25 protein-coding genes are annotated in these 26,370 nt (G+C 62.3%); 9 read left to right on the forward strand and 16 right to left on the reverse strand.

The window, feature by feature from the left end; translation table 11 throughout:
* Positions 1–3 precede the first annotated feature (3 nt).
* Together recG and REH59_RS28220 are read left to right on the forward strand one after the other, a co-directional pair.
* Positions 4–2,082: an ATP-dependent DNA helicase RecG gene (gene recG, locus REH59_RS28215; RefSeq protein WP_014861179.1), complete on the forward strand. Its 2,079-nt coding sequence runs from the start codon at positions 4–6 to the stop codon at positions 2,080–2,082.
* A gap of 78 nt (positions 2,083–2,160) precedes the next feature.
* Positions 2,161–3,564, forward strand: a complete 1,404-nt coding sequence (locus REH59_RS28220; protein WP_003253359.1) for an aminoacyl-tRNA deacylase and HDOD domain-containing protein — start codon at positions 2,161–2,163, stop codon at positions 3,562–3,564.
* 178 nt (positions 3,565–3,742) lie between these two features.
* Here REH59_RS28220 and REH59_RS28225 read toward each other — a convergent pair whose 3' ends face one another.
* The 4 genes from REH59_RS28225 to REH59_RS28240 all read right to left on the reverse strand — a co-directional run bounded on the left by REH59_RS28225 (position 3,743) and on the right by REH59_RS28240 (position 6,085).
* Positions 3,743–4,117, reverse strand: a complete 375-nt coding sequence (locus tag REH59_RS28225) for a helicase (protein ID WP_014861178.1) — start codon at positions 4,115–4,117, stop codon at positions 3,743–3,745.
* 148 nt (positions 4,118–4,265) lie between these two features.
* The gene (locus REH59_RS28230) at positions 4,266–4,565 is read right to left on the reverse strand and encodes an HU family DNA-binding protein (protein ID WP_003253355.1); all 300 of its coding nucleotides are present in this window, start codon (positions 4,563–4,565) and stop codon (positions 4,266–4,268) included.
* A 187-nt stretch (positions 4,566–4,752) separates the two neighbouring features.
* On the reverse strand, positions 4,753–5,901 hold the full coding sequence (locus REH59_RS28235) for an NAD(P)/FAD-dependent oxidoreductase (protein ID WP_014861177.1): 1,149 nt from the start codon (positions 5,899–5,901) through the stop codon (positions 4,753–4,755).
* Positions 5,902–5,917: 16 nt separating this feature from the next.
* Positions 5,918–6,085 (reverse strand): rubredoxin, encoded by a 168-nt coding sequence (locus REH59_RS28240; RefSeq protein ID WP_003253349.1) that lies wholly within the window; start codon positions 6,083–6,085, stop codon positions 5,918–5,920.
* A gap of 225 nt (positions 6,086–6,310) precedes the next feature.
* Between REH59_RS28240 and REH59_RS28245 the strand changes: the two genes are divergently transcribed.
* Positions 6,311–6,868 (forward strand): chorismate--pyruvate lyase family protein, encoded by a 558-nt coding sequence (locus REH59_RS28245; RefSeq protein ID WP_012054112.1) that lies wholly within the window; start codon positions 6,311–6,313, stop codon positions 6,866–6,868.
* Positions 6,868–7,758 carry a 4-hydroxybenzoate octaprenyltransferase gene (gene ubiA / locus REH59_RS28250; protein ID WP_004575206.1) on the forward strand — a complete coding sequence of 297 codons (891 nt, stop codon included), beginning with the start codon at positions 6,868–6,870 and terminating at the stop codon, positions 7,756–7,758. The genes REH59_RS28245 and ubiA overlap by 1 nt, the downstream gene beginning before the upstream one ends.
* A gap of 116 nt (positions 7,759–7,874) precedes the next feature.
* Here ubiA and REH59_RS28255 read toward each other — a convergent pair whose 3' ends face one another.
* Positions 7,875–8,246, reverse strand: a complete 372-nt coding sequence (locus REH59_RS28255) for a hypothetical protein (protein WP_003253343.1) — start codon at positions 8,244–8,246, stop codon at positions 7,875–7,877.
* A gap of 173 nt (positions 8,247–8,419) precedes the next feature.
* On the opposite strand from REH59_RS28255, the gene phoB reads away from it, so the two are divergent.
* The 3 genes from phoB (at position 8,420) to REH59_RS28270 (ending at position 11,979) form a co-directional block, all read left to right on the forward strand.
* Complete coding sequence (phoB, locus tag REH59_RS28260; protein WP_003253341.1) at positions 8,420–9,109, forward strand: phosphate regulon transcriptional regulator PhoB; 690 nt, start codon at positions 8,420–8,422, stop codon at positions 9,107–9,109.
* Between the two features lie 48 nt (positions 9,110–9,157).
* Positions 9,158–10,465: a phosphate regulon sensor histidine kinase PhoR gene (gene phoR / locus REH59_RS28265; protein ID WP_014861175.1), complete on the forward strand. Its 1,308-nt coding sequence runs from the start codon at positions 9,158–9,160 to the stop codon at positions 10,463–10,465.
* Between the two features lie 173 nt (positions 10,466–10,638).
* Positions 10,639–11,979, forward strand: a complete 1,341-nt coding sequence (locus REH59_RS28270) for a hemolysin family protein (RefSeq protein ID WP_003253336.1) — start codon at positions 10,639–10,641, stop codon at positions 11,977–11,979.
* A 12-nt stretch (positions 11,980–11,991) separates the two neighbouring features.
* On the opposite strand, the gene REH59_RS28275 is transcribed toward REH59_RS28270, so the two are convergent.
* The 8 genes from REH59_RS28275 to REH59_RS28310 form a co-directional block, all read right to left on the reverse strand.
* The gene (locus tag REH59_RS28275; RefSeq protein ID WP_003253334.1) at positions 11,992–12,888 is read right to left on the reverse strand and encodes a peptidoglycan DD-metalloendopeptidase family protein; all 897 of its coding nucleotides are present in this window, start codon (positions 12,886–12,888) and stop codon (positions 11,992–11,994) included.
* Positions 12,889–13,034: 146 nt separating this feature from the next.
* Positions 13,035–13,919: a response regulator gene (locus tag REH59_RS28280; protein WP_003253331.1), complete on the reverse strand. Its 885-nt coding sequence runs from the start codon at positions 13,917–13,919 to the stop codon at positions 13,035–13,037.
* 163 nt (positions 13,920–14,082) lie between these two features.
* Positions 14,083–14,853 (reverse strand): phosphate signaling complex protein PhoU, encoded by a 771-nt coding sequence (gene phoU, locus REH59_RS28285; RefSeq protein WP_003253329.1) that lies wholly within the window; start codon positions 14,851–14,853, stop codon positions 14,083–14,085.
* 101 nt (positions 14,854–14,954) lie between these two features.
* On the reverse strand, positions 14,955–15,788 hold the full coding sequence (gene pstB / locus REH59_RS28290) for a phosphate ABC transporter ATP-binding protein PstB (RefSeq protein WP_003253327.1): 834 nt from the start codon (positions 15,786–15,788) through the stop codon (positions 14,955–14,957).
* Between the two features lie 72 nt (positions 15,789–15,860).
* Positions 15,861–17,477, reverse strand: coding sequence for a phosphate ABC transporter permease PstA (gene pstA, locus REH59_RS28295; RefSeq protein WP_173881456.1), 1,617 nt, complete (start codon positions 17,475–17,477; stop codon positions 15,861–15,863).
* A gap of 71 nt (positions 17,478–17,548) precedes the next feature.
* On the reverse strand, positions 17,549–19,837 hold the full coding sequence (locus tag REH59_RS28300) for an ABC transporter permease subunit (RefSeq protein WP_014861174.1): 2,289 nt from the start codon (positions 19,835–19,837) through the stop codon (positions 17,549–17,551).
* Between the two features lie 138 nt (positions 19,838–19,975).
* On the reverse strand, positions 19,976–20,974 hold the full coding sequence (locus REH59_RS28305) for a phosphate ABC transporter substrate-binding protein PstS (protein WP_014861173.1): 999 nt from the start codon (positions 20,972–20,974) through the stop codon (positions 19,976–19,978).
* Positions 20,975–21,210: 236 nt separating this feature from the next.
* Positions 21,211–22,500, reverse strand: coding sequence for an MFS transporter (locus REH59_RS28310; RefSeq protein WP_003253318.1), 1,290 nt, complete (start codon positions 22,498–22,500; stop codon positions 21,211–21,213).
* A gap of 361 nt (positions 22,501–22,861) precedes the next feature.
* Between REH59_RS28310 and REH59_RS28315 the strand changes: the two genes are divergently transcribed.
* Positions 22,862–23,260: an acyl-CoA thioesterase gene (locus tag REH59_RS28315; protein WP_003253317.1), complete on the forward strand. Its 399-nt coding sequence runs from the start codon at positions 22,862–22,864 to the stop codon at positions 23,258–23,260.
* A 71-nt stretch (positions 23,261–23,331) separates the two neighbouring features.
* Entirely contained in the window at positions 23,332–24,228 is an 897-nt protein-coding gene (locus REH59_RS28320; RefSeq protein WP_014861172.1) for a D-hexose-6-phosphate mutarotase, read from the forward strand.
* Between the two features lie 122 nt (positions 24,229–24,350).
* Here REH59_RS28320 and REH59_RS28325 read toward each other — a convergent pair whose 3' ends face one another.
* The 3 genes from REH59_RS28325 to REH59_RS28335 form a co-directional block, all read right to left on the reverse strand.
* Positions 24,351–24,884, reverse strand: a complete 534-nt coding sequence (locus REH59_RS28325; RefSeq protein WP_265536572.1) for a DUF3299 domain-containing protein — start codon at positions 24,882–24,884, stop codon at positions 24,351–24,353.
* 48 nt (positions 24,885–24,932) lie between these two features.
* Complete coding sequence (locus tag REH59_RS28330; protein WP_003253308.1) at positions 24,933–25,178, reverse strand: GlsB/YeaQ/YmgE family stress response membrane protein; 246 nt, start codon at positions 25,176–25,178, stop codon at positions 24,933–24,935.
* A 108-nt stretch (positions 25,179–25,286) separates the two neighbouring features.
* Positions 25,287–26,369, reverse strand: coding sequence for a 5-(carboxyamino)imidazole ribonucleotide synthase (locus REH59_RS28335; RefSeq protein WP_003253306.1), 1,083 nt, complete (start codon positions 26,367–26,369; stop codon positions 25,287–25,289).
* Position 26,370 lies beyond the last annotated feature (1 nt).

Here is a 26,370-nt window from a genome sequence, read left to right on the forward strand (position 1 = left end):
GTCATGAGTGAGCTGTCGAAGGTCCCGGTCACAGTACTGAAAGGCGTGGGCGAGGCGATGGCGGAGAAACTCGCCAAGGTCGGCCTGGAAAACCTGCAGGACGTGTTGTTCCACCTGCCCCTGCGCTACCAGGACCGTACGCGCGTGGTGCCAATCGGCCAACTGCGTCCCGGCCAGGACGCGGTTATCGAGGGCGTGGTCAGTGGTGCCGATGTGACCATGGGCAAGCGCCGCAGCCTGGTGGTGCGCCTGGGCGACGGGAGCGGTGTGCTGACATTGCGCTTCTACCACTTCAGCAACGCGCAGAAGGAGGGCCTGAAGCGGGGCACCCACCTGCGCTGCTACGGAGAAGCCCGCCCCGGCGCTTCGGGCCTGGAGATCTACCACCCGGAGTACCGTGCGCTGAACGGCAACGAGCCACCACCACCGGTGGAACAGACCCTGACGCCGATCTACCCGTCCACCGAAGGCCTTACCCAGCAACGCCTGCGCCTGTTGTGCCAGCAGAGCCTTGCGCTGCTTGGCCCGCGTAGCCTGCCCGACTGGCTGCCTGACGAACTTGCCCGGGACTACCAGCTGGCACCCTTGGACGAAGCCATCCGCTACCTGCACAACCCGCCGGCCGACGCTGACCTCGATGAGCTCGCCGAAGGCCAGCACTGGGCTCAACACCGCCTGGCCTTCGAAGAGTTGCTGACCCATCAGCTGTCGCAGCAACGCCTGCGCGAAAGCCTGCGCAGCCTGCGTGCGCCGGTACTGCCCAAGGCCACGCGCCTGCAGGCGCAATACCTGGCTAACCTGGGCTTCCAGCCGACCGGCGCGCAGCAGCGGGTAGCCAACGAAATTGCCTACGACCTTAGCCAACACGAACCGATGATGCGCCTGGTGCAGGGCGACGTGGGTGCCGGCAAGACCGTGGTCGCTGCACTGGCGGCGCTGCAGGCGCTGGAGGCTGGCTACCAGGTGGCATTGATGGCACCCACCGAGATCCTCGCCGAGCAGCACTACATTACCTTCAAGCGCTGGCTGGAACCGCTGGGCATCGAAGTCGCCTGGCTAGCCGGCAAACTCAAGGGCAAGGCCCGGGCCGCCTCCCTGGAGCAGATCGCCAACGGCGCACCCATGGTGGTCGGCACCCACGCGCTGTTCCAGGAAGAGGTAAGGTTCAAGCACCTGGCCCTTGCGATCATCGACGAACAGCACAGGTTCGGCGTGCAACAACGCCTGGCCCTGCGCAAGAAGGGCGTGGCCGGCGAGCTGTGCCCGCACCAGTTGATCATGACCGCCACGCCTATTCCGCGCACGCTGGCCATGAGCGCCTACGCCGACCTGGACACCTCGGTGCTCGACGAGTTGCCGCCAGGCCGTACGCCGGTGAACACCGTGCTGGTGGCCGACAGCCGCCGCTTCGAAGTGGTCGAGCGGGTACGCGCCGCCTGCGCCGAGGGGCGCCAGGCCTATTGGGTATGCACGCTGATCGAAGAGTCCGAAGAACTCACCTGCCAGGCCGCCGAAAGCACCTACGAGGAGCTTGGCAGCGCGCTAGGCGAGCTGAGGGTGGGGTTGATCCACGGGCGCATGAAACCGGCGGAAAAAGCCGAGATCATGGCCGAGTTCAAGGCTGGCAACCTGCAGCTTCTGGTCGCCACCACGGTCATCGAGGTGGGCGTGGACGTGCCCAACGCCAGCCTGATGATCATCGAGAACCCCGAGCGCCTGGGCCTTGCACAGTTGCACCAGCTGCGCGGCCGGGTAGGCCGAGGCAGTGCCGTGAGCCATTGCGTGCTGCTGTACCACCCGCCGCTGTCGCAGATCGGCCGCGAGCGCTTGGGGATCATGCGCGAGACCAACGACGGCTTCATCATCGCCGAAAAAGACCTTGAACTGCGGGGCCCGGGTGAGATGCTCGGCACCCGCCAGACCGGTCTGCTGCAGTTCAAGGTCGCCGACCTGATGCGCGACGCCGACCTGCTGCCGGCCGTGCGCGACGCGGCCCAGGCCTTGGTATCACGCTGGCCGGAACACGTCAGCCCGCTGCTGGACCGCTGGCTGCGCCACGGCCAACAATATGGCCAAGTGTGACGCCAGTCCCAGAATGGATCCAGATTTGCTCGCAGGCTGGTTATACTTCGCGTTTAAAAGAAACAGTGGATACGGACCATGACTGAAGTTGCCCTGGACACCGCAACCCCACACGCCCCCTCCGTCATCAGGCTGCTGCTCGACAAGCTCGGCGTGCCCTACCGCCAGGTGGTCGAACACTCGCACCTGCCTGCGGCTTCGCGGGTGCAGGCTGTCCTTCTCGACGACGAGGTCGGCGCCCTCATGGTGCTGTTCCCGCAGAGCCACCTGCTGGACCTCAACCGCCTGGCCGAGCTGACCGGGCGCAAGCTGACCGCGGTGTCGGTGCCGCGCCTGAAGCAGATGCTCGACAAGCACCACCTCAAGGCCCTGCCGGGCATCCCGGCGCTGACCAGCTCGCCATGTCAGTACGAAAAGAGCCTGCTCGACGCCGAAACTGTCTTTATCCAGTCAGGCGAAGCCGGCCTGTTGCTGGAAATCGAACGCGCACACTTCAAGCGCATGCTGGCCAAGGCCAGCGCCAGCAGCTTTGGCCAGCAAGTCGAAGCGATCAGCCCCAATCTCGACCGCCCCGATGACGACACCCGGGAAATCACCGATGCGGTCCAGGCCTTCACTGCCCGACGCATTCAGAAACGCCTGGAAGAGACCATCGAAATTCCACCGCTCGCCGACACCGCGCAGAAGATCATCAAGCTGCGGGTAGATCCCAACGCCAGCATCGACGACATCACCGGCGTGGTCGAAACCGACCCGGCGCTGGCGGCACAGGTGGTGAGCTGGGCTGCATCGCCCTACTATGGATCACCGGGCAAGATCCGCTCGGTAGAAGACGCCATCGTGCGTGTGCTGGGTTTCGACCTGGTGATCAACCTGGCCTTGGGCCTGGCGCTGGGCAAGACCTTGAGCCTGCCCAAAGACCACCCGCAGCAGGCCACGCCCTACTGGCAACAATCGATCTACACCGCCGCGATCATCGAAGGCCTGACCCGCGCCATGCCGCGCGCAGAACGCCCCGAGGCCGGGCTGACCTACCTGGCCGGGCTACTGCACAACTTTGGCTACCTGCTGCTGGCGCACGTGTTCCCACCGCATTTTTCGCTGATTTGCCGCCACCTTGAGGTCAACCCGCATTTGAACCACACCTATGTGGAACAACACTTGCTGGGCATCAGCCGCGAACAGATCGGTGCCTGGCTGATGAAGCTGTGGGACATGCCAGAAGAGCTGTCGACTGCCTTGCGCTTTCAGCACGATCCAGCCTACGACGGCGAATATTTCGCGTTCCCCAACTTGGTGTGCCTGGCCACCCGCCTGCTGCGCTCGCGAGGTATAGGCTCAGGGCCGCAGGAAGAGATTCCTGACGAGCTGTTGGAACGCCTGAGCATTACCCGGGACAAGGCTGAGGATGTGGTGAACAAGGTGCTCGAAGCCGAGAACCTGTTGCGTGAGCTGGCTTCGCAGTTCCACACACCGCATTAAGCATTAACACATAGTCTGTGGCAGCAACTGTCTTGCTCAATTTCTAAAAGCTGGCGCGATTGGACTGTGGGAGCGGGCTTGCCCGCGAACACCGGCGAAGCCGGTGCCATGCACCGCGTCGCTTGTTTCGCGGGCACGCCCGCTCCCACAGGTAAAGCATGGGCATCCCCGTAGGGCTTCAGCCTTTCTTCTTGGGTTTCAGGTATTTCATCAACCCTTGGAACCACATCACCAGCGCCGGATTGCCCTTGATCTGGATGTGCTTTTCCTGAATCCCCTGCATGAACGCCAGCTGCTTGTTACCCGCCTGCATGGTGGCGAAGCCATAAGCGGCGTCCCTGAATGCAATGGCGAACGCCGGCTGTGGGTGCGCGCCGCCCTTGCTGCTGATGCGCTCGTTGCTGACGATGAAGTGTCGGGCGACCTTGCCGTCCAAGGTCTGCATCTGGAACACCAAGTCCTTGCCCTTGAGCTGCTGCTGGAATGCGGGGTTATTACGGCTGGCCCTGACCATCAACAGCCCCATGGCCCAGAGAAGAAAGCGGAACTTCATCAACGCGCCTCGAATGAAAAGTGACTAAGGCGCGCAGTTTATCCTTTTCCAGAACTATTTATGCGAGTTCGAAACATTTTGCCTGCAGAAAGCACAACGGGCGCCTTGAGGCGCCCGCTTGGCCGACACTGGGGTTGTCAGGGAGCGATCACTTGCCTTTCTTGGCTGGCTTGGCGGGGGCGTTAACGCTGTCGCGCAGGTTCTTGCCAGGCTTGAAGGCCACGGTATTGCTGGCCTTGATCTTGACCGGTTCCCCAGTTTGCGGGTTCTTGCCGGTACGCGCGCCGCGATGACGTTTTTCGAAGGTGCCGAAACCGACCAGGGTCACGGTGTCCTTGTCCAGGGCACCGGTGATGCTGTCGAGAATCGCGTTCAAAACCTGATTGGCCTTTTCCTTGGTCAGATCAGCCTTATCGGCGATGACGGCGGCGAGTTCTGGTTTGCGCATAGTGAAGCCTCTTTGACGGAATTCTTGTTGTTATGCCGTGCTGCCTCTGGGAGCAGCGCTCAAGGCACCGCAGGCTCTAATCTGCGGCAGACGGGAGTGAGAATGGCACGAGCTCAGGGGCCGCGCCAGTATCTGGGCGGCCATTGTGCAGGCAACAACAGGATAAATCCGACAGAACAGCCGCTATTTACGCCATAACCGCTGGTAACTGACGATTCAGCGCCAGCTTATCCATCACCGCCGCTCCGGTCAGGGCGTAGCCCAGCAACTTGCCGTCGGCATCAAGGCAAAGCACCTTGAGGTCACTGCCCTGCCCCTCTACCTGCCAGGTGCCTTCGCAACCCTGTGGCGCTGGCGAGACGACCAGCGGACAGGCCGGGGTTTTCACGGTGATAGGCATCTGCCCGTAGGAAACTGCCGTCGGCTTGCCGGCCAGGGTTTGCGCCAGCGCCCGGGCACAGCTCATCAGCGGCATCACGTACAGCAGGTTGATGCCATCGACTTCGGCACAGTCGCCAAGGGCGAAGATGTTGGCGTGTGATGTACGTAGCTCGCGGTCTACGCTTACACCTCGATTGGTCTGCAGCCCAGCTGCGGCAGCCAGGTCGGTACGTGGGCGCAGGCCGATGGCCGAAACCACCAGGTCGCAGGCAATCACGCTGCCATCCGACAGGTGCGCCTCCAGGCCTTGGGTCACCTGCTGCAGGCGGGTCAGCACCGGCCCCAAGTGAAAGCGTACTCCCAGCCCCTCCAGCCCACCCTGTACAGCCGCCGCAGCGGCCGGGTGCAGCAGGGTCGGCATGACCTGTTCACACGGCGCCACAACGTCGACCTTGAAACCACCCAGGCTCATGTCGTTTGCGAATTCGCAGCCGATCAGGCCGGCGCCGAGGATCAGGACACGCTGCTTGCCCGCGGCGGCAGCACGGAAGCGCGCGTAGTCCTCCAGATCGTTGATCGGGAATACCAGATGGCCGCCATCACCCTCGATCGGCACCTGCACGGTCTGCGCCCCCCAGGCCAGCACCAGATCGCGGTATTCCACGGCTTCTTCGCCGATCCACAGCCGCTTGTGGCCCGGGTCGATGCCGCTGATGCGGGTATGGGTGCGGACCTCGGCGTTCAATTGCTCGGCCATGGCACCCGCCTCAGCCATGCACAGGCCGTCGGCGTCCTTCTGCTTGGCAAAGCCCATGGACAGCATCGGCTTGGAGTACGAACGACCATCGTCGGCGGTGATCAGCAACAGCGGCGTCTGCGTATCGAGCTTGCGAAATTCACGGGCCAGGTTGTAGCCCGCAAGGCCGGTACCGATGATTACCACAGGGGACGTCATGTCGTGCTTTCCTCGATTAACCGATGGAGATCATTTCAAAGTCGCTTTTGCCGACGCCACAGTCGGGGCACAGCCAGTCCTCAGGCACATCCTCCCAACGGGTGCCGGGGGCGATGCCGTCGTCGGGCCAGCCTTCGGCTTCGTCGTAGATCAGGCCACAGACAATACATTGCCACTTTTTCATCAGGTCTATTTCCTCGGTTCGGGCTGGGGCTTGTGTTGCGGCTGATGGCCTCTTGGCGGGCAAGCCCGCGCCTACAGTGACCGCGCAGGCCGGGCGGGCTTGCCCGCGAATGGGGCCAGCGCGCAATGCGTGGGGGCTTTGTAGCGGCCCTGCCGGCAGTATGCAAGCAGTTGGGGCAATCATGCTAAGCTCGCCGCCTCTCTGGCTGTAACAAAGCATACCGACGTGTCGTACGAATCCCCGCAAGCAGCCGCTGTCGCGTGGCTGCCGTATTCACAGCTGGCGACCGACATCGACCAGCCTACCCTTGACTGGCTGTTCGACGAGGGCTCGCTGACCCGCCGCCTGACCCGTCTGTCCATCGATCACTTTTCCGTCACCCCGCTGTTCGAGGGCTGGCAGCCGCTGCGCGATGACGAATGCCAAGCGCTGGGCATCGCTGCTGGCGCCGAAGGCTGGGTGCGCGAAGTGTACCTGCGCGGCCATGGCCAACCTTGGGTGTTCGCCCGCAGCGTGGCCAGCCGCAGCGCACTGGAACGTGGTGGCCTGGACCTGGAGTCCTTGGGCAGCCGCTCGCTGGGCGAGTTGCTGTTCTGCGACCAGGCGTTCATCCGTCATCCACTCGAAGTGTGCACTTATCCACAGGCCTGGCTGCCGTCCGAAGCTGCACATGCGGCGCTTTGGGGCCGCCGCTCGCGCTTCGAGCGCAACGGTCTGGACCTGCTGGTGGCAGAAGTGTTTCTGCCGGCATTGTGGCAAGCGGCCAAGGAGGAAAACCGCTGATGTACCTGCAACTGCTCAAGTCGCTCAACCGCCTGCACCCACGGGCCTGGGACTTCGTCCAGCTCAGCCGTATGGACCGGCCGATAGGCATCTACCTGCTGTTGTGGCCGACCCTGTCGGCAGTGTGGATTGCCGGCAATGGGTCACCCACCCTGGCCAATGTGCTCATCTTCGGCCTTGGTGTGGTGCTGATGCGCGCGGCCGGCTGCTGCATCAACGACTTTGCCGACCGCAAGGTTGACGGCCATGTCAAGCGGACCGCCGACCGCCCCCTGGCCAGTGGCCGGGTGCGGCCACGCGAGGCGCTGACACTGTTCGCGATTCTGGTCGGGGTGAGTTTCCTGCTGGTGCTGTGCACCAACAGCCGCACCGTCTGGCTGTCGTTCGGGGCGGTGGCCTTGGCGTTCTGCTACCCGTTCATGAAGCGCTACACCTACTACCCGCAGGTGGTGCTGGGGGCGGCGTATTCGTGGGGCATTCCCATGGCTTTCACAGCCGCTGGCGGTGAGTTGCCGGCCGGCGCCTGGCTGCTGTATATCGCCAACCTGCTGTGGACGGTGGGTTATGACACCTATTACGCCATGGTCGACCGCGATGACGACCTGAAAATTGGTGTGAAATCCACTGCGATCCTGTTCGGCGACGCTGATCGCAGCATCATCCTGACCCTGCAGTTGCTGTCGCTGGGCTGCCTGTTGCTGGCCGGTAGTCGCTTCGACCTGGGTGGCTGGTTCCACCTTGGGTTGCTGGGTGCGGCGGCGTGCTTTGCCTGGGAATACTGGTCAACGCGCAAGCTGGACCGGGAATCGTGCTTCAAGGCGTTTCTGCACAACCACTGGGCAGGGATGCTGGTGTTTATCGGGGTGGTGCTGGATTACGCGTTGCGCTGAGTAGTTTGGGGCTGCTGCGCAGCCCATCGCGACACAAGGCCCCACTCATTGATCAGCGTACGTCGAACCATGTGGGGCCTTGTGTCGCGATGGGCCGCACAGCGGCCCCGGCTGTCTCAAGGCTTGGCAACGTGCCAGACGTCTTTCATGCCGTCACCGGTCATGTCACCGGCCTTCTTGTCCTTGATGAAGGTATACAGCGGCTTGCCGTCGTAAGCCCACTGCATCGAACCGTCGTCCCGCTCTACATGGGTCCATTTATCCTTCGGTGCTTCGTCTTCTTTCTTGACCATCAACGGTGGCCAGTTCTTGGCGCACTCGCCATTGCACATCGACTTGCCACCCGCATCCTTGTCAAAGGTGTACAGGGTCATGCCGGCATCATCGACCCACTTGCCATCCTTCTCCATGGCATGGTGGGCCAACGCCACCCCCGGGAGCGCCAACGCAGTGAAAAGGGCCATCCAGCTCAGCGTATGTCGTGTCATTGGATTCACCATTGTTTCGGGGGGAAATGGGTTCGGGTTGCCATTAAAGCGGCCCTCTGTAGCCTAGTTCAGTCATGGAATGTCGCCAGAACGGCCAACACCCTGTCACACAGCTGCAATAATTCCGTTATCTAATGCGGGCCAAGACACCGAATCCAGGAGAGGTTTTGAGCATGGTAGGCAGGAACATTCTGATCGTCGACGACGAAGCACCCATTCGCGAGATGATCGCCGTTGCCCTGGAAATGGCCGGCTATGACTGCCTGGAAGCGGAAAACTCCCAACAGGCCCACGCGATCATCGTCGACCGCAAACCGGACCTGATCCTGCTCGACTGGATGCTGCCGGGCACCTCCGGCATCGAGCTGGCCCGCCGCCTGAAGCGCGACGAACTGACCGGCGATATCCCGATCATCATGCTCACCGCCAAGGGTGAAGAGGACAACAAGATCCAGGGCCTGGAAGTGGGCGCCGACGACTACATCACCAAGCCGTTCTCGCCGCGTGAACTGGTAGCGCGACTGAAAGCCGTGCTGCGCCGCACGGGTCCGAGCGACAGCGAGGCGCCGATCGAGGTCGGCGGCCTGCTGCTCGACCCGATCAGCCACCGTGTGACCATCGACGGCAAGCCGGCCGAGATGGGCCCTACCGAATACCGCCTGCTGCAGTTTTTCATGACCCACCAGGAGCGCGCCTACACCCGAGGCCAATTGCTGGACCAGGTGTGGGGCGGCAACGTCTACGTCGAGGAACGTACCGTCGACGTGCACATCCGTCGCCTGCGCAAGGCGCTGGGTGAAGCTTACGAGAATCTGGTACAAACCGTCCGGGGCACTGGCTACCGCTTCTCGACCAAGAGCTGATCGAGTTCCCGAGCGCCAAGCTGCACGTCGTTGTACAAGGACCGTTAATTGAACCAGAACTGGCACGCAACCCTGATTCGCCATCTGCTGTTGCTGATTACCGTCTGCCTGATCGGCGGGCTGATCAGCGGCTACTACGGCTGGAGCCTGGCCATTGGCCTGGCGCTCTATCTGGGCTGGACCCTCAAGCAACTGCTGCGCTTGCACGACTGGCTGCGCAATCACCAACCCGACGAAGCACCGCCCGATGGCTACGGCCTGTGGGGCGAGGTATTCGATAGCATCTACCACCTGCAACGCCGCGACCAGCGCGTACGGGGCCGCCTGCAGGCAGTGATCGACCGGGTGCAGGAGTCCACCGCTGCGCTGCGTGACGCGGTGATCATGCTCGACAGCGACGGCAACCTGGAATGGTGGAACCGCGCCGCCGAGACCCTGCTGGGCTTCAAGACCCCACAGGACGGCGGCCAGCAAGTGACCAATCTGGTGCGCCACCCGCTCTTCAAAGAGTACTTCGAGGCAGAAAACTACCTCGAACCGCTGGAAATCCCTTCGCCGATCAATGACCGCATGCGTGTGCAGTTGCACATCACCCGCTACGGCAACAATGAACACCTGATGCTGGTGCGCGATGTCACCCGCATTCACCAGCTGGAACAGATGCGCAAGGACTTCGTCGCCAACGTGTCCCACGAGCTGCGCACGCCGCTGACGGTAATCACCGGCTACCTGGAAACCCTGCTGGACAACGTCGAGGACGTGAACCCGCGGTGGAGCCGCGCCCTGCAGCAGATGAGCCAGCAAGGCTCGCGCATGCAAACCCTGCTCAACGATTTGTTGCTATTGGCCAAACTGGAAGCAACCGATTACCCATCGGACAACCAGCCGGTGGCGGTCGATGCCCTGCTCGCCGCCATCAAGAACGACGCCCAGGCCCTGTCCGGGCCGCGCAACCAGCGCATCAGCCTGGAAGCTGCGCCTGGCATCAAGCTGAAGGGCAGCGAGTCGGAACTGCGCAGTGCCTTTTCCAATCTGGTGTTCAATGCAGTCAAGTACACCCAGGACGAAGGCAGCATCCGCATCCGCTGGTGGGCCGATGCCCAGGGCGCACACCTGTCGGTGCAGGACTCGGGGGTGGGCATCGATGCTAAGCATTTGCCACGCCTGACCGAGCGCTTCTACCGCGTAGACTCCAGCCGTGCATCGAATACCGGCGGTACCGGGCTGGGGCTCGCAATCGTCAAGCATGTGCTGATGCGCCACCGGGGCAAGCTGGAAATCAGCAGTGTACCGGGGCATGGCAGCACCTTTACCTGTCACTTTGCGCCAGCACAATTGGCCAACGAAAAGGCTTGAGATTGAGGCTGCTGCGCGGGCCTTCGCGGGCATGCCTGCTCCCACAGAGACTGCAATGAGTCCGCTGCCCTTTGCTTTTACGGCCCCAGCCGCTACATTGGATCCCCTGTGCCAGCAAAAGCTGGCACTTTTTTTCTCTCTATCTCAAAGACGGACCCCGTAAAAACTCCATCATGGACCCTTCCTCTGGTATTAGCCTCACCTCGTTATTCGCCGACTTCGGCATGATCATCTTTGCCTTCCTGCTGGTGCTGCTCAACGGCTTCTTCGTTGCTGCGGAGTTCGCCATGGTCAAGCTGCGCGCTACACGCGTAGAGGCCATCGCCGAAAAGCACGGCTGGCGTGGCAACATCCTGCGCAAGGTTCACAACCAGCTCGACGCCTACCTGTCGGCCTGCCAATTGGGCATCACCCTCGCCTCGCTGGGCCTGGGCTGGGTGGGTGAGCCCGCCTTCGCCCACCTACTGGAACCATTGCTGGCCTATTTCGGCGTGGACAGCGCCGAGCTGGTCAAGGCGATCTCGTTCTTCGTCGCCTTCTTCGTCATCTCGTACCTGCACATCGTGGTCGGCGAGCTGGCCCCCAAGTCCTGGGCTATCCGTAAGCCAGAGCTGCTGTCGCTGTGGACCGCCGTGCCGCTTTACCTGTTCTACTGGGCGATGTACCCGGCCATCTACCTGCTCAATGCCAGCGCCAATACCATCCTGCGTATTGCCGGCCAGGGCGAGCCTGGCCCGCACCACGAGCACCACTACAGCCGCGAAGAACTTAAGCTGATCCTGCACTCCAGCCGTGGCCAGGACCCAAGCGACCAAGGCATGCGCGTGCTGGCCTCGGCCGTGGAAATGGGCGAGCTGGAAGTGGTCGACTGGGCCAACTCGCGTGAGGACATGATCAGCATCGACGCCCATGCGCCTCTGAAGCAGATCCTGGCCCTGGTGCGCCGCCACAAGTTCAGCCGCTACCCGGTGTACGACGCCGAGCGCGAAGAATTCACCGGCCTGCTGCACATCAAGGACCTGCTACTGGAGCTGGCTGAGCTGGAGCACTTGCCAGAGACCATCGACCTGGAGGACCTTGCCCGGCCACTCGAACGCGTGTCGCGGCACATGCCGCTGGCCCAGTTGCTGGAGCAGTTCCGTAAGGGCGGCGCGCACTTCGTGCTGGTAGAGGAAGCCGATGGCAAGGTGATCGGCTACCTGACCATGGAAGACGTGCTGGAAGTGCTGGTGGGCGACATCCAGGACGAGCACCGCAAGACCGAGCGTGGCATTCTCGCCTACCAGCCGGGCAAGTTGCTGGTGCGCGGCGACACCCCACTGTTCAAGGTCGAGCGCCTGCTGGGTATCGACCTTGACCACATCGAGGCCGAAACCCTGGCCGGGTTGATCTACGAGACGCTCAAGCGCGTGCCTGAAGAAGAGGAAGTGCTGGAGGTCGAAGGGCTGCGCATCATCATCAAGAAGATGAAAGGGCCCAAGATCGTACTGGCCAAGGTGCTGAAGCTGGATTGATGGCCCAATCGGTCAGGGGTTGCCGGCAGTGAAATCCGGCATCCCGCTGATCGGCCTGTCGAAGCGGTAAGGTATCGACTCCAGCGCCAACCCCACATTGCGCTGCACCACAAAATGCAGGTGCGGCCCAGTGCTGTTGCCGGTATTGCCCGACTTGGCCAGCATCTGGCCCTGCCGTACCCGTTGCCCCTCCGCCACCATCACCGAACCACGCATCAGGTGAAGGTAGACGCCCATGGTGCCGTCCGGGTGCAAAATCCTGACAAAGTTACCCGAGGGGTTGGGGCCGCGCCCGCTCTGGCTGTTCTGCGTCTTCACCACCACCCCTTCCCGCGCCGCGATGATGGGGGTGCCTTCGGGCATGGCGATATCCATGGCGTAGCGCCCTCGGGGCCCAAAATGACTGACACGGCCATTGGGGCCCTGAGTGACGCGGAACGGCCCGCCAATCCACGGGAACGCATAGCGGAAGCCTAGCGGCCGTTTGCCCGGGTCACCCATGGCCTGCAGCAGGGTCGAACGGTAGTTCAGCAGCAGCCCGGGCCGCCCCCTGAGCACACTGAGCATCTGCGTGGTGCGCGGCGGCAGCAGCCGGCGCACGATACGCGGGGCATCACCGCCTTGTGCGTTGACAAGGTTGTCCAGCCGCAACTCTACCTCTACCGGCACATGCAGCTCGTTTCGTGCCGAAAAGCTCACGCCACCGTCGAAGGTTTTCGCGTTCAGCAGTACCTGGCCTTCGAGCGTTTCGACCATGGGCTCGAGCAACACCAAGGGCTTGGCGCCGGGGCCAGGGCGGTCGGAATAGGAGACGACACCGGAATCGTCAGTGATCTTGTAGAGCGTCACGCCCTGGCTCGACGCCGAGGCCATGAGCAATGCACAGAACAGCAGCAGGCGCGCGGGCATGATAGTGGCTTTTTGACAGTTATGATCTGTCGAAGCCTAGCAGCGGGTTTTACGGTAGGTATTGCAGTTGGTCGGATGGGGCAACTCGGGCTTGGGCAGGAGCACCCGTGTGCTGCTCCTGCCCAAAGCATGACGCGGGGCCGGGGTCAGGCACCGGGGGTGAAGTGCTTCTGCGCAGTGCCGCGGGCAATCAACCGAGACAGGTAGTCGAGCTTCTGGGCATCCTGGTCGACAAACTTGAACGTCAACTGCAACCAGTCGCTGTCAGGTTTTGGCTCCAGCGCCGCCACCGCATGCAGGTAGCCGTTCAGGCGAGCAACTTCGGCACTTTCGCCCTGCTCCAGGTCCAGCACCGCACCTTCCAGCACCTGTGGCAGCACTTCGCTGCGGCGTACCACCAGCAGTGCCTCTTTCAGGCTCAACGCCTTGATCACGCATGGCTGCATGCCACTGGCCAGGCGCAGCTGGCCCTGGCCACGGCCGCTCGGCGCGGGGGCAGCAGGTGCGGGTGCGGCGACCAAAGGCTTGGCCGGTACCGGCGCCGCAACCTTGACCGCTTCGGGCTTGCCCGCAGTCAGCGCGTTCAACGAATCGTTGGCAAACGCCGGGTTGGCTCGCGCCGGGCCGGTGGCCATCAGGCTGTCGAGCTTACCGATCTTGGTCAGGGCTTTTTTTACCTTGGTCAGCAGTTGCTCGTTGGTGAACGGCTTGCCTACAAAATCGGAAACGCCCGCCTGGATCGCCTGAATGACGTTTTCCTTGTCGCCACGGCTGGTCACCATGATGAACTGCAGGTTCTTCAGTGCAGGCTGCTGACGGCACCAGGTCAGCAGTTCCAGGCCTGACATTTCCGGCATTTCCCAGTCGCAGAGGACCAGATCGAACGCTTCCTTGCCGAGCATGGCCATGGCCTTGCGACCGTTGACCGCGTCGTCGATGGCCATACCCGGGAAGGCGTTGCGCAGACACTTGCGGACCAGATCACGGATAAACGGGGCGTCATCCACGACCAGCACATTCACTTTACTCATCGATACTCCTTATGAATCCCGACTAGCCTACTGCCAAATAATGGCCATTTGCTACAACCTGGTCACGCCGGGACTTCTTCACATCGTTCGCGGGTGCCTGCCGGCTCTCGACCGCAAACGAAAACGCCCGGCCAAGGCCGGGCGTCGATGCTCGGGAGCAACCTTACTTATCGTCAGATTCACCCGGAACATTAGCCTTTTCGCCGTTGGCGACGGCAGTGCCCTGCACTTCTGCCGTCATGCGCTTGAGGCCCATGTGGCGCACGTCGGTACCGCGCACCAGGTAGATCACCAGTTCGGAGATGTTGCGCGCATGGTCGCCAATACGCTCCAGCGAGCGCAGCACCCAGATCACGCTCAGCACCCGCGAGATAGAGCGCGGGTCTTCCATCATGTAGGTCACCAGCTCACGCAGCGCGGTCTTGTATTCGCGGTCGATGGTCTTGTCGTACTGGGCCACCGACAGCGCCAGGTCGGCGTCGAAGCGGGCAAAGGCGTCCAGCGCATCCCGGACCATGTTGCGCACCTGGTCGCCAATGTGGCGCACCTCGACATAACCACGTGGCGACTCGCCCTCTTCGCACAGCTGGATGGCGCGGCGGGCGATCTTGGTCGACTCGTCACCGATGCGTTCCAGGTCGATCACCGACTTGGAAATGCTGATGATCAGGCGCAGGTCCGAGGCCGCTGGCTGGCGGCGGGCGAGGATGCGCAAGCACTCCTCGTCGATGTTGCGCTCCATCTGGTTGATCTGCTCGTCAACCTCGCGCACCTGCTGGGCCAGACCAGAGTCGGCTTCGATCAGCGCGGTAACCGCGTCGTTGACCTGCTTTTCCACCAGCCCGCCCATGGCCAGCAGGTGGCTGCGCACCTCTTCCAGCTCGGCGTTGAACTGCTGGGAAATGTGATGGGTAAGGCTTTCTTTGTTGATCATCGTTTTGTCCTTTGGTAGCGCGGCCCTGTAGGAGCGGGTTCACCCGCGAACACCGGCAACGCCGGTGCCAGACACCGAGGTGCCTGTTTCGCGAGCGGCGCTTAGCCGTAGCGACCGGTGATGTAGTCTTCGGTCTGCTTCTTCGCCGGGTTGGTGAACAGGGTATCGGTATCCCCGAATTCGACCAGTTTGCCCATGTACATGAACGCGGTGTAATCCGAAACACGCGCCGCTTGCTGCATGTTGTGGGTCACGATGACGATGGTGTACTTGGATTTCAATTCATAGATCAGTTCTTCGACCTTCAAGGTCGAGATCGGGTCCAGCGCCGAGCACGGTTCGTCAAGCAGCAGCACCTCCGGCTCCACGGCAATGGTGCGGGCGATGACCAGACGCTGCTGCTGGCCACCGGACAGGCCCAGCGCCGACTCGTGCAGACGGTCCTTGACCTCGTCCCACAAGGCCGCACCCTTCAACGCCCACTCGACGGCCTCATCAAGCACGCGCTTCTTGTTGATGCCCTGGATGCGCAGGCCGTAGACCACGTTCTCGTAGATGGTCTTGGGGAACGGGTTCGGCTTCTGGAACACCATGCCCACACGCCGGCGCAGTTCGGCAACGTCTTCGCCCTTGCGGTAGATGTTGTTGCCGTACAGGTTGATGGCACCTTCCACACGGCAACCGTCAACCAGGTCGTTCATCCGGTTGAAGGTGCGCAGCAGGGTCGACTTGCCGCAGCCGGATGGGCCGATGAAGGCGGTCACACGCTGCTTCGGGATGTTCATCTGCACGTCGAACAGCGCTTGCTTGTCGCCATAGAACAGGCTCAGGCCCGGCACTTCGATGGCCACGGTTTCTTCAGCCATTCGCAGGCTTTGCTTGTTGCGGCCCAGGGCAGACATGTCGATGCCATGGGTGTGGGAATCTTGCTGCATGGTCAACTCCATACGCTATCAAGTCGTTTCAAAGGGCCGCCCGGCTTACGGGCGGCACGCTTGCAATCAGGGTCAGCCGTCCAGCGCCTTGTACTTCTCGCGCAGGTGGTTGCGAATCCACACGGCAGAGAGGTTGAGGGTCGCGATCACCAGCACCAGCAGCAGCGCAGTGGCATAAACCAGCGGCCGCGCAGCTTCGACGTTCGGGCTCTGGAAGCCGACGTCATAGATGTGGAAGCCCAGGTGCATGATCTTCTGGTCCAGGTGCAGGTACGGGTAGTTACCATCCACCGGCAGCGACGGCGCCAGCTTCACCACACCCACCAGCATCAGCGGCGCCACTTCGCCGGCGGCACGGGCCACGGCGAGGATCATGCCAGTCATCATGGCCGGGCTGGCCATGGGCAGGACGATTTTCCACAGGGTCTCGGCCTTGGTTGCGCCCAACGCCAGCGAGCCCTCACGCACGGTGCGCGGAATTCGCGCCAGGCCTTCTTCGGTGGCCACGATCACCACCGGTACCGCCAGCAATGCCAGGGTCAGCGATGCCCACAGCAGGCCCGGGGTACCCAGGGTCGGCGCCGGCAACGCTTCGGGGAAGAACAGGCGGTCGATCGAGCCGCCCAGCACATAGACGAAGAAGCCCAGACCGAACACACCGTAGACGATCGCAGGAACACCGGCCAGGTTGTTCACCGCAATGCGGATAAGCCGGGTGACCGGGCCCTGCCTGGCGTATTCACGCAAGTACACGGCAGCCAGCACGCCAAACGGGGTAACGATCACGGCCATGATCAGGGTCATCATCACGGTACCGAAGATGGCCGGGAAGATACCGCCCTCGGTGTTGGCTTCACGCGGGTCGTCGCTGAGGAACTCCCAGACCTTGCCGAAGTAGGTGCCCAGCTTGGTAAACGCCGACATGCCGTTCGGCTGAACGGCATGCACCACCTTGCTCAGGTTGATTTCCACTTCACGGCCGTTGCCATCCCGGGCCACCAGGCTGTCGCGGGAGAAAGCCTGGTGCAGGCCGGTCAGGCGTTCTTCGATAGCCTTGTAGCGGCTGTTCAGTTCGGCACGGTCGGCGTCCATGTCGGCCTGGGCGGCGGCGTCCAGCTTGCCGTCCAGCTCCAGCTTGCGCGCTTGCAGGCGCAGGCGCTCAAGGCCATGGTTGATGGCACCGATGTCCTTCTTCTCCAGCTGCTGCAGCTCGCTGTTGAGCTGGTTGGCACGCTTGAGGCGGGCCTGCAGTTCGTTCCAGGCAGCGGGGCCTTCGGCAACCACACGGCCCTGTTCCTTGACGCTGACCAGGTAGCCATAGAAGTTGCCCCACTCGCGGCGCTCAAGGGCCATCAGGTCAGCCGGACGCTGTTCGTCGACCAGCCAGTCGCCGACCACCCAGGTAAAGTCGCTGCCGTTGAGGTCGCGGTTACCCACCTTGATCAGCTCCCGGGTCATGAACTCCGGGCCCTGGTCCGGTACCGGCAGGCCAGCACCCTTCAGACGAGCTCGGGGTACTTCCTCCTTCTGCACCACTTCGCCAATGACAACGTGATCGGCCTGGCCCGGCACCTTGTAGGTGGCCTGGACAAGATCGGCTGGCCAGAAGTGGCCCAGGCCGCGCACGGCGATCACCGCCAGCAGGCCGACGGTCATGATCACGGCCATGGCCACCGCGCCGCCGCTCATCCAGACGCCTGGGGCGCCGCTCTTGAACCAGCCTTTGAGGGAATCCTTTTTCACGGATCGCTACCTTTCTATCAAAGCGACGAGTATTTCTTGCGCAGACGCTGGCGAATCAGCTCGGCCAAGGTGTTCATGATGAAGGTGAACATCAGCAGCACCAGGGCGGCCAGGAACAGCACGCGATAGTGGCTGCCACCGACTTCCGACTCCGGCATTTCCACGGCCACGTTGGCGGCCAGGGTGCGCATGCCCTCGAACAGGTTCATCTCCATCACCGGTGTGTTGCCGGTGGCCATCAGCACGATCATGGTCTCGCCGACCGCACGGCCCAAGCCGATCATCAACGCCGAGAAGATGCCCGGGCTGGCGGTGAGGATGACCACGCGAGTCAGGGTCTGCCAAGGCGTCGCGCCCAGTGCCAGCGAGCCCAGGGTCAGACTGCGCGGCACACTGAACACGGCATCTTCGGCAATCGAGTAGATGTTCGGGATGACCGCGAAGCCCATGGCGATACCGACTACCAGGGCGTTGCGCTGGTCGTAGGTGATGCCTAAATCGTTGGTGATCCACAGGCGCATGTCGCCGCCGAAGAACCAGCTTTCCAGGTGCGGGCTCATGGTCAGGGCGAACCAGCCGGTGAACAGGATGACCGGAATCAGGATCGCCGCTTCCCAACCATCCGGTACACGCAGGCGGATCGACTCCGGCAGCCGGCTCCAGAAGAAGCCGGCCAGCAGGATACCGATCGGCATCAGCAGGAACAGGCTGAACACACCGGGCAGGTGGCCTTCCAGGTACGGGGCCAGGAACAGGCCGGCGAAGAAGCCGAGGATCACCGTCGGCATCGCTTCCATCAGCTCGATCACCGGCTTGACCTTGCGGCGCATGCGCGGGGCCATGAAGTAGGCGGTGTAGATGGCTGCGGCAATGGCCAGCGGGGCGGCCAGGATCATGGCGTAGAACGCGGCCTTCAGGGTTCCGAAGGTCAGCGGCGACAGGCTCAGTTTGGGCTCGAAGTCAGTGTTCGACGCGGTCGATTGCCAGACGTACTTCGGCTCGTCGTAGTTCTCGTACCACACCTTGCCCCACAGCGCGCTGAACGAAACTTCCGGGTGCGGGTTGCGCAGGCTAAACGGCAACAACTTGCCGCCTTCTTCGATGATGATGCGGTTGGCGCGTGGCGACAGGGCCAGCGTGCCAGGGCCTTCGGCAGCCGGCTCTACCAGCAGGGTTCGGTGTGCAGTGCTGTGGAACACGCCCAGTTTGCCTTCGGCGTCGAGGGCGATGAAGCCCTTGCGGCGCTCTTCGGCGTCGATCTGCACGATCGGCGCCTTGCCCATCTGGAAGGTACGGATCTGCTTGAAGCGCGATTCGCCATCCGGGTCGCGGGCCATGAACCACTGGGCCAGCCCGCCCTTGGAGTCACCGATGATCAGCGAAATGCCGCCAACCAGCTGGGCCGTGGCAGTAATTTCGGTGTCGGCGCTATCAGACAACTTGTAACGGCCGTTGAGGCTCTTGTCGCGCAGGCTGAACACGTCGGCCGTGGCGCGGCCGTTGATCACGTACAGCCAGTGCTGGCGTGGGTCGATGAAGATATTCTTCACCGTCTCGGTCATTTGCGGCAGTTCGATGCGGTTCTGCTCGGTGGTGACCTCTTCGGTCATCATGTTTTCCGTGCGCGTCAGCTCGACCACCTGCAGCTGAGCACCGGTAGAGCCGGCCAGCAGCAGGGTGTCACCATTGATGTTGACGCTGACGTGGTCCAGCGCGCGCCCCTGCTCGTCGAGCACGAACGATTGCTCGCCGTACGGATAGTCGATGCCAGGGGTGATGGTTTTCTTGTTGTCCGGGTAGGTGATCTTGTAGGTGTGGTGGAACACCAGGGCCTGACCATTGGACAAGCCCAGCACCACCAGCGCGCTGCCCGGCTGGTCAGTACTGATGGACGTGACCTGGGTGTCCGCCGGCACTGCCAGATCGACACGCTTGAGTTCGTTACCGGTCTTGGTATCGAAGAACAATGCCTGGCCCTTGTCCGAAACACGCATCCCCACCTGATTCTGCTCTTCAAGCGCGATCATCAGTGGCTTACCGGCATCCTGCTGCAGCCATGTCGGCTCCAGGGCTTTCTTGCTGGTCAGCTCGGCGCCCTGGAACAGTGGCAACACCACATAAGCCAGGTAGAAGAAGATCAACGTGATTGCCGCCAATACGGCAAGCCCGCCTACCAGCACATACCAGCGGGTCAGGCGGTCCTTGAGCGCGCGCATGCGGCGCTTGCGTTGCAACTCGGGCGTATTGAAATCAATGCGCACGGGCTGGGAGTTTTGGGTCATGTTGGAATTGGCCAGATCATTCATGCGCACACCCTAGCGGTCCCGTGTGACAAAAACATTACAAAGTGGTGACGCGCGAAAGCCCGCCGCACAGGGAACCTGGCTTCGGACTGGAAATTCGTGGAAGAGGCCGGGCTGTGGCACCGGCCTCCTCTTAATTACTTACTTCTTTGCAACGTTACCGGCGTGCGACAGGCCCAGGTCAGCCAGAGTCTTGTCGACGACTTTGGCCGGCAGCGGGATGTAGCCATCCTTCACCACCACCTGCTGGCCCGCTTGCGACAGCACCAGCTTGACGAACTCGGCTTCCAGCGGGGCCAGAGGCTTGTTCGGCGCCTTGTTGACGTAGACGTACAGGAAGCGCGACAGCGGGTAGGTGCCGTTCAGGGCGTTGGCTTCATTGTCTTCAATAAACTCACCGCCGTCTTTCTTGGCCAGGGCTACGGTCTTCACGCTGGCGGTCTTGTAACCGATGCCCGAGTAGCCGATGCCGTTCAGCGAGGAGCTGATCGACTGCACGACCGAAGCCGAGCCAGGCTGTTCGTTGACGTTAGGCTTGAAGTCGCCTTTGCACAGGGCTTCTTCCTTGAAGTAGCCGTAGGTGCCCGATACCGAGTTGCGGCCGAACAGCTGGATTGGCTTGTTGGCCAGGTCGCCGGTCACACCGACGTCGCCCCAGGTCTTGATCTCGGCCTTGCCACCGCACAGGCGAGTGGAAGAGAAGATGGCGTCAACCTGAGCCATGGTCAGGCCCTTGATTGGGTTGTCCTTGTGCACGAACACTGCCAGGGCGTCGACGGCGACCGGGATGGCGGTCGGCTTGTAGCCGTACTTCTGCTCGAAGGCTTGCAGCTCGACGTCCTTCATCTTGCGGCTCATCGGGCCGAGGTTGGCGGTGCCTTCGGTCAGCGCGGGTGGCGCGGTAGAGGAGCCGGCAGCCTGGATCTGGATGTTTACGTTCGGATATTCCTTCTTGTAGGCCTCGGCCCACAGAGTCATGAGGTTCGCGAGGGTGTCGGAACCGACGCTGGAGAGGTTGCCCGAAACACCCGTGGTCTTGGTGTAGGTCGGGATCGCAGGATCGACAGCGGCTACCGCGTTGGCGGTTGCAACGCCAGCGGCGGCAAAGGTAAGGGCCGCCATCAAACGCTTCAGTTTCATGCCTTGCTCCTAGCAGGAATATTGGGGTGTTGGATGGAACGGGCCCAAGTATCGGCAGGCCGCATGAACACGATATGACTTCATTATGACAATTGGATGAAAGGCCATCACTGAAAGCAGGTGTGGCCTCTTCGCGGCCAAAGCCGCTCCTACAGGTTCGGTGTCGGCCTTGAGGCCTGTGCCAAACCCTGTAGGAGCGGCTTTAGCCGCGAAGAGGCCAGTAGCCGTAGCGCAGATCAGCGCTTGTTGGCGAGCAGGTACAGGCCCACGGCCAGACCGACGGCGCACAGGCCTGCCACGTAGTAGGCAGGCGCCATCGGGCTCACCTTCAGCAGTGCGGTCACCACCATCGGCGTCAGCCCGCCAAAGATGGCGTAGGCCACGTTGTACGAGAACGACAACCCGCTGAAACGCACCACCGCCGGGAACGCCTTGACCATTACATAAGGCACTGCGCCAATCACCCCCACGCACAGGCCGGTCACGGCATACAGCGGGAACAGCAACTCGGGGCGGGTCGGCAGGCTGTGGTAGAAGGTCCAGGAGCTGGCCAGCAGCAGCAGGCTGCCGATCACGAACACGCGGCCTGCACCAAAGCGGTCGGCCAGGCTGCCGGCACCTATACAACCAAAGCTGAGCAACACGATGGCCAGGCTGTTGGCTTTGAGCGAGTCGGTCGGGCTGATGTGGTAGAAGCTCTGCAGCAGCGCCGGGGTCATCAGGATGACCACCACGATGCCGGCAGAAAGCATCCAGGTCAGCAGCATGGACAGGATGATCGGACCACGGTGATCGCGCAGCACAGCGCGCAGCGGCAGCTCCTCGGCCAGTGCCTTGCGTTGCTGCATTTCGGCGAACACCGGGGTTTCGTGCAGCCAACGGCGCAGGTACACCGAGAACAGGCCGAACACACCGCCAAGCAGGAACGGGATACGCCAGGCGTAGTCAGCCACTTCTTCCGCGCTGTACACGCTGTTGATCAGGGTCGCTACCAGCGAGCCCAGCAGAATGCCGGCAGTCAGGCCGGCGGTCAGGGTGCCGCAGGCATAGCCGGTATTGCGAGCCGGCACATGTTCAGAGACGAACACCCATGCGCCCGGTACTTCGCCACCGATTGCCGCGCCCTGGATCACGCGCATCAGCAACAGCAGGATCGGTGCCCACATGCCGATCTGCGCATACGTCGGCAGCAGGCCCATGATCAGGGTCGGCAGGGCCATCATGAAGATGCTCAGGGTGAACATCTTCTTGCGCCCGAGCAAGTCGCCGAAGTGGGCCATGATGATGCCGCCCAGCGGCCGCGCCAGGTAGCCGGCGGCGAAGATGCCGAATGTTTGCATCAGCCGCAGCCACTCGGGCATGTCGGCCGGGAAGAACAACTTGCCCACCACCGTGGCGAAGAACACGAAGATGATGAAATCGTAGAATTCCAGCGCACCGCCCAGGGCGGACAGTGAGAGGGTCTTGTAGTCGCTGCGGGTCAGGGGCCGCGAGGGCTGCTCGATACTGCTGGGCACGGAAGTCATCGCTCGTTGTTCTCTTTGTAGGGCATGCAGGCCGCTTGGCGCGCGGCTTCTGGATTGGAGACAGGCGAAGATAGCAAATTGCCGAGCTACGCCGAAAGCGATACAAAATCCACACAGATATTCGTGAATGCGCGGTAGTCGCTGGCCGTTATGCCCTATATACTGGCAATTCGTAGGATTATGTTGCTCCTAACGTGGGATGTTGTGCGAAAACGCCGGTCACTATTGTCAGGCGGTTTCGCAGAGTTTCCCTACGGCCGCCCAGTGAAACGAAATCGGCGTAGTATGTTTCAAGCTGAATCGTTTACCCGGCCTTTGCGCCACACCAACGAAAAGCGTCACGGGTCAGAGGCCCCATCGCATGATTGAGCTCGAACAAGAAGATCCAATCCCGCAAGGCGACCTGGCCTTGCAAATCACCGCATTGCCGCGAGAAACCAATGGGTTTGGCGATATTTTCGGCGGTTGGCTGGTTGCGCAGATGGACCTGGCAGGCACGGCCATGGCCAGCCGTGTCGCCGGCGGCCGCGTAGCCACCGTCGCCATCGACCGCATGGCCTTCCTGGTGCCCGTCGCGGTCGGCGCACAGCTGTCTTTCTATACCCAGACCTTGGAAATCGGCCGCAGCTCGATCCAGATGATGGTCGAAGTGTGGAGCGACGACCCGCTGTCCAGCGAATGGCGCAAGGTCACAGAAGCGGTATTCGTCTTCGTCGCCATCGACGGCAGTGGTCGTACCCGCTCGGTGCCTCGTCGCTGAGCCACGCTGGCGGTAAACTCATTGCATCTGCCCGGGTCCAAGGCCCACTGGGAATCAATGAGAAGAACGCAATGGCTACCTTTCAGGTCGTAACCGAGCAACATGGCGAACTCAACTGCTGGCGTATCAGCAGTGACCGTGCCGAACTCCTGATCGCCCAGCAGGGCGCACAGGTCCTCAGCTACCAGCAGGTGGGCGAACCGCCGCTGCTGTGGCTGAGCGACCAGGCCATCTTCCGCCAGGGCAAGTCGGTACGCGCCGGGGTACCGGTGTGCTGGCCATGGTTTGGCAACCTGCAGCGCAACCCTCAGGCCGTCCAGGCCATGTACCAGGGAACACCGGCGCCTGCCCACGGGCTTGCGCGCACGCGTGACTGGAAATTGCTGGGTATCGAAGAAGTGGGCGAGGCCCTGCGGATCGAGTTCGAACTGCCTGAAGCGCGCGGCGACCTGCCCGGTTGGCCCCATGATGTCGAGCTGAAACTGTTGGTGGAGATGGGCGCAGACCTGACACTGAGCCTGACCAGCCGCAACATGGGCAATACCCCCGTGACCATCAGCCAGGCCCTGCATAGCTACTTCGCGGTCAGCGATGTGCGCCAGGCGCGGGTCGAGGGTGTCGACGGGCTGGGTTATATCGAGACCCTGGCGGGCTGGGGACAGCGCCAGCAGCAAGGGGCACTGATGTTTGCCGGGGAGACGGACCGGATCTACCTGAACACCCCGCAGACCCTCAGCATCGTCGACCCGCATTGGAATCGGCGGATTACCTTGGCCAGCAGCGGCTCGCGCTCGGCGGTGATCTGGAACCCGTGGACCGAGCGAGCCAAAGACTTGGCGGACATGGCTGATGATGGCTGGCAGCGGATGTTGTGCATCGAGACGGCGAATGTGTGGGATGACCTGGTGGAGTTGAAGCCTGGGGCGAGTCATTCGCTGGGCGTCCAGATCGGTTGTGAAAATATCTGAGCCCTGCTCTTTTATTACCGGCCTCTTCGCGGGCTTGCCCGCTCCCACAGGTTCTCCACAAACCTCGAAATTGTGGGTTACCTGTGGGAGCGGGCAAGCCCGCGAAGAGGCCGGGGGAATTATCAAAGGTCTGCGTCTTCCACCACCCTCACCTTCCCCGCATCCAGCGCATAGGCCGCGTCGGCCAGGTCATTGCTGACCTTCTCCACCTTCAGCTTGCCGCTGACCCACAGCGGTGTGTAGATGTCTTCGATCTTCAACCCTTTCGGGTAGCGCACAAGCACCAGCTGGTTCGGCGGCGGTGGCGGCACATGGATGCACGCCCCTGGGTACGGCACCAGGAAGAACAACGTACTGTTGCCCTTGGCGTCACTCTCCAGCGGCACAGGGTAGCCACCTAGGCGGATATCCTTGCCATTCATGGCTGCAACGGTCTTGGTCGAGTACATCACCGCAGGCAGGCCCTTGCTCTGCTTGAGGCCTCCCTTGGCGGTAAAGGTGCCCATGGCTTCCGGTGAGTTGTGGTCGATTTCAGGCATTTGTTCGAGTGCCTTCTGGTCCGACCTGGGCATCAGCTCCAGCCAGTCGGTTTCGGGCAGTTCGGCATGGGCCAGGGTACTGGCCAACAGCAAGGGGACAAGGAAAAAGGCACGCATGGAAATGCTCGGCAACTCGAAAGAATTGCCGAGCATTCTAACCAGTAATCAGCGTTTCTTGATGAATCCGTAGATCACCAGCAGCACCACGGCACCGACCAGCGCGCCAAGGAAGCCTGCCGCTTGCCCAGCCTGGTATATACCCAGTGCCTGGCCGCCATAGGTAGCCAACAAGGAGCCGGCAATACCCAGCAGGATGGTCATGATCCAGCCCATGCTGTCATCGCCCGGTTTGATGAAGCGGGCCAGCAGGCCGACGATGAGGCCGATGAAGATGGTTCCAATGATACCCATGGCAATCCCTCTGCAGTGAAGTTGGAACAAGCCAAAGCCTAGACGGGCTTCGGCTTGTTGCCATATTCAGAGGGCATGCCGCTTGCGGAAGTTCGGTTCGAAGCCCGATCAGTTGCTGATCAGCGCCTCTACTTCGGCAATCTTGCGCTCGAGGGTGGCCATGTCAGGGCAGCGCAGGGTGGCGTGTCCTACCTTGCGGCCAACCTTGAAGGCCTTGCCGTAGTGGTGCAGGTGACAGTCGCCGATGGCGACAACCTTGTCCACGGCCGGCACTTCACCGATGAAGTTGAGCATCGCGCTCTCGCCCACCTTGGCGGTCGAGCCAAGTGGCAGGCCGGCAACGGCACGCAGATGGTTCTCGAACTGGCTGCACTCGGCGCCTTCGATGGTCCAGTGCCCGGAGTTGTGCACGCGCGGGGCGATTTCGTTGGCCTTCAAGCCACCGTCAACCTCGAAGAACTCGAAGGCCATCACGCCAACGTAATCCAGCTTCTGCAACACGCGGCCGACGTAATCTTCGGCCAGAGCCTGCAGCGGGTGTCCCTGGCTGGCTACCGACAAGCGCAGAATGCCGCTCTCGTGGGTATTGTGCACCAGCGGGTAGAAGCGGGTTTCACCATCGCGGCCACGCACGGCCACCAGCGACACCTCGCCGGTGAACGGCACGAAGCCCTCCAGCAGGCATGGCACGCTGCCCAGCTCGGCGAAGGTACCCACCACGTCTTCTGGCGTGCGCAGCACCTTCTGGCCCTTGCCGTCGTAACCCAGCGTGCGGGTTTTCAGCACGGCCGGCAGGCCGATGCTGGCCACCGCGGCGTCCAGATCTGCCTGCGAGAGGATGTCGGCGAAGGCCGGGGTGGGGATGCCCAGGTCGCGGAACATGCTCTTTTCGAACAGGCGGTCACGGGCGATGCGCAGCGATTCGGCGCTGGGGTACACGGGCACGAACTGCGAGAGGAAGGCCACGGTCTCGGCCGGGACGCTTTCGAACTCGAAGGTGACCAGGTCGACTTCGTCGGCCAGCTGACGCAGGTGGTCCTGATCGCCGTAGTCGGCACGCAGGTGTTCGCCCAGGGGCGCAGCGCAGGCGTCCGGTGCCGGGTCGAGGAAGGCGAAGTTCATGCCCAGCGGGGTACCCGCCAAGGCCAGCATGCGGCCCAGCTGGCCGCCACCGATTACACCGATCTTCATG

This window comes from Pseudomonas sp. BO3-4 (genome assembly GCF_034044115.1).
Lineage (GTDB): Bacteria > Pseudomonadota > Gammaproteobacteria > Pseudomonadales > Pseudomonadaceae > Aquipseudomonas > Aquipseudomonas alloputida.

Excerpts from the sequence above, each read along its gene's own strand:
- recG (WP_014861179.1), top strand. The coding sequence starts at position 4 with ATGAGTGAGCTGTCGAAGGTCCCGGTCACAGTACTGAAAGGCGTGGGC.
- REH59_RS28220 (WP_003253359.1), top strand. The coding sequence starts at position 2,161 with ATGACTGAAGTTGCCCTGGACACCGCAACCCCACACGCCCCCTCCGTC.
- REH59_RS28225 (WP_014861178.1), bottom strand. The coding sequence starts at position 4,117 with ATGAAGTTCCGCTTTCTTCTCTGGGCCATGGGGCTGTTGATGGTCAGG.
- REH59_RS28230 (WP_003253355.1), bottom strand. The coding sequence starts at position 4,565 with ATGCGCAAACCAGAACTCGCCGCCGTCATCGCCGATAAGGCTGATCTG.
- REH59_RS28235 (WP_014861177.1), bottom strand. The coding sequence starts at position 5,901 with ATGACGTCCCCTGTGGTAATCATCGGTACCGGCCTTGCGGGCTACAAC.
- REH59_RS28240 (WP_003253349.1), bottom strand. The coding sequence starts at position 6,085 with ATGAAAAAGTGGCAATGTATTGTCTGTGGCCTGATCTACGACGAAGCC.
- ubiA (WP_004575206.1), top strand. The coding sequence starts at position 6,868 with ATGTACCTGCAACTGCTCAAGTCGCTCAACCGCCTGCACCCACGGGCC.
- REH59_RS28255 (WP_003253343.1), bottom strand. The coding sequence starts at position 8,246 with ATGACACGACATACGCTGAGCTGGATGGCCCTTTTCACTGCGTTGGCG.
- phoB (WP_003253341.1), top strand. The coding sequence starts at position 8,420 with ATGGTAGGCAGGAACATTCTGATCGTCGACGACGAAGCACCCATTCGC.
- REH59_RS28270 (WP_003253336.1), top strand. The coding sequence starts at position 10,639 with ATGGACCCTTCCTCTGGTATTAGCCTCACCTCGTTATTCGCCGACTTC.
- REH59_RS28275 (WP_003253334.1), bottom strand. The coding sequence starts at position 12,888 with ATGCCCGCGCGCCTGCTGCTGTTCTGTGCATTGCTCATGGCCTCGGCG.
- REH59_RS28280 (WP_003253331.1), bottom strand. The coding sequence starts at position 13,919 with ATGAGTAAAGTGAATGTGCTGGTCGTGGATGACGCCCCGTTTATCCGT.
- phoU (WP_003253329.1), bottom strand. The coding sequence starts at position 14,853 with ATGATCAACAAAGAAAGCCTTACCCATCACATTTCCCAGCAGTTCAAC.
- pstB (WP_003253327.1), bottom strand. The coding sequence starts at position 15,788 with ATGCAGCAAGATTCCCACACCCATGGCATCGACATGTCTGCCCTGGGC.
- pstA (WP_173881456.1), bottom strand. The coding sequence starts at position 17,477 with ATGAGCGGCGGCGCGGTGGCCATGGCCGTGATCATGACCGTCGGCCTG.
- REH59_RS28300 (WP_014861174.1), bottom strand. The coding sequence starts at position 19,837 with ATGAATGATCTGGCCAATTCCAACATGACCCAAAACTCCCAGCCCGTG.
- REH59_RS28305 (WP_014861173.1), bottom strand. The coding sequence starts at position 20,974 with ATGAAACTGAAGCGTTTGATGGCGGCCCTTACCTTTGCCGCCGCTGGC.
- REH59_RS28310 (WP_003253318.1), bottom strand. The coding sequence starts at position 22,500 with ATGACTTCCGTGCCCAGCAGTATCGAGCAGCCCTCGCGGCCCCTGACC.
- REH59_RS28315 (WP_003253317.1), top strand. The coding sequence starts at position 22,862 with ATGATTGAGCTCGAACAAGAAGATCCAATCCCGCAAGGCGACCTGGCC.
- REH59_RS28320 (WP_014861172.1), top strand. The coding sequence starts at position 23,332 with ATGGCTACCTTTCAGGTCGTAACCGAGCAACATGGCGAACTCAACTGC.
- REH59_RS28325 (WP_265536572.1), bottom strand. The coding sequence starts at position 24,884 with ATGCGTGCCTTTTTCCTTGTCCCCTTGCTGTTGGCCAGTACCCTGGCC.
- REH59_RS28330 (WP_003253308.1), bottom strand. The coding sequence starts at position 25,178 with ATGGGTATCATTGGAACCATCTTCATCGGCCTCATCGTCGGCCTGCTG.
- REH59_RS28335 (WP_003253306.1), bottom strand. The coding sequence starts at position 26,369 with ATGAAGATCGGTGTAATCGGTGGCGGCCAGCTGGGCCGCATGCTGGCC.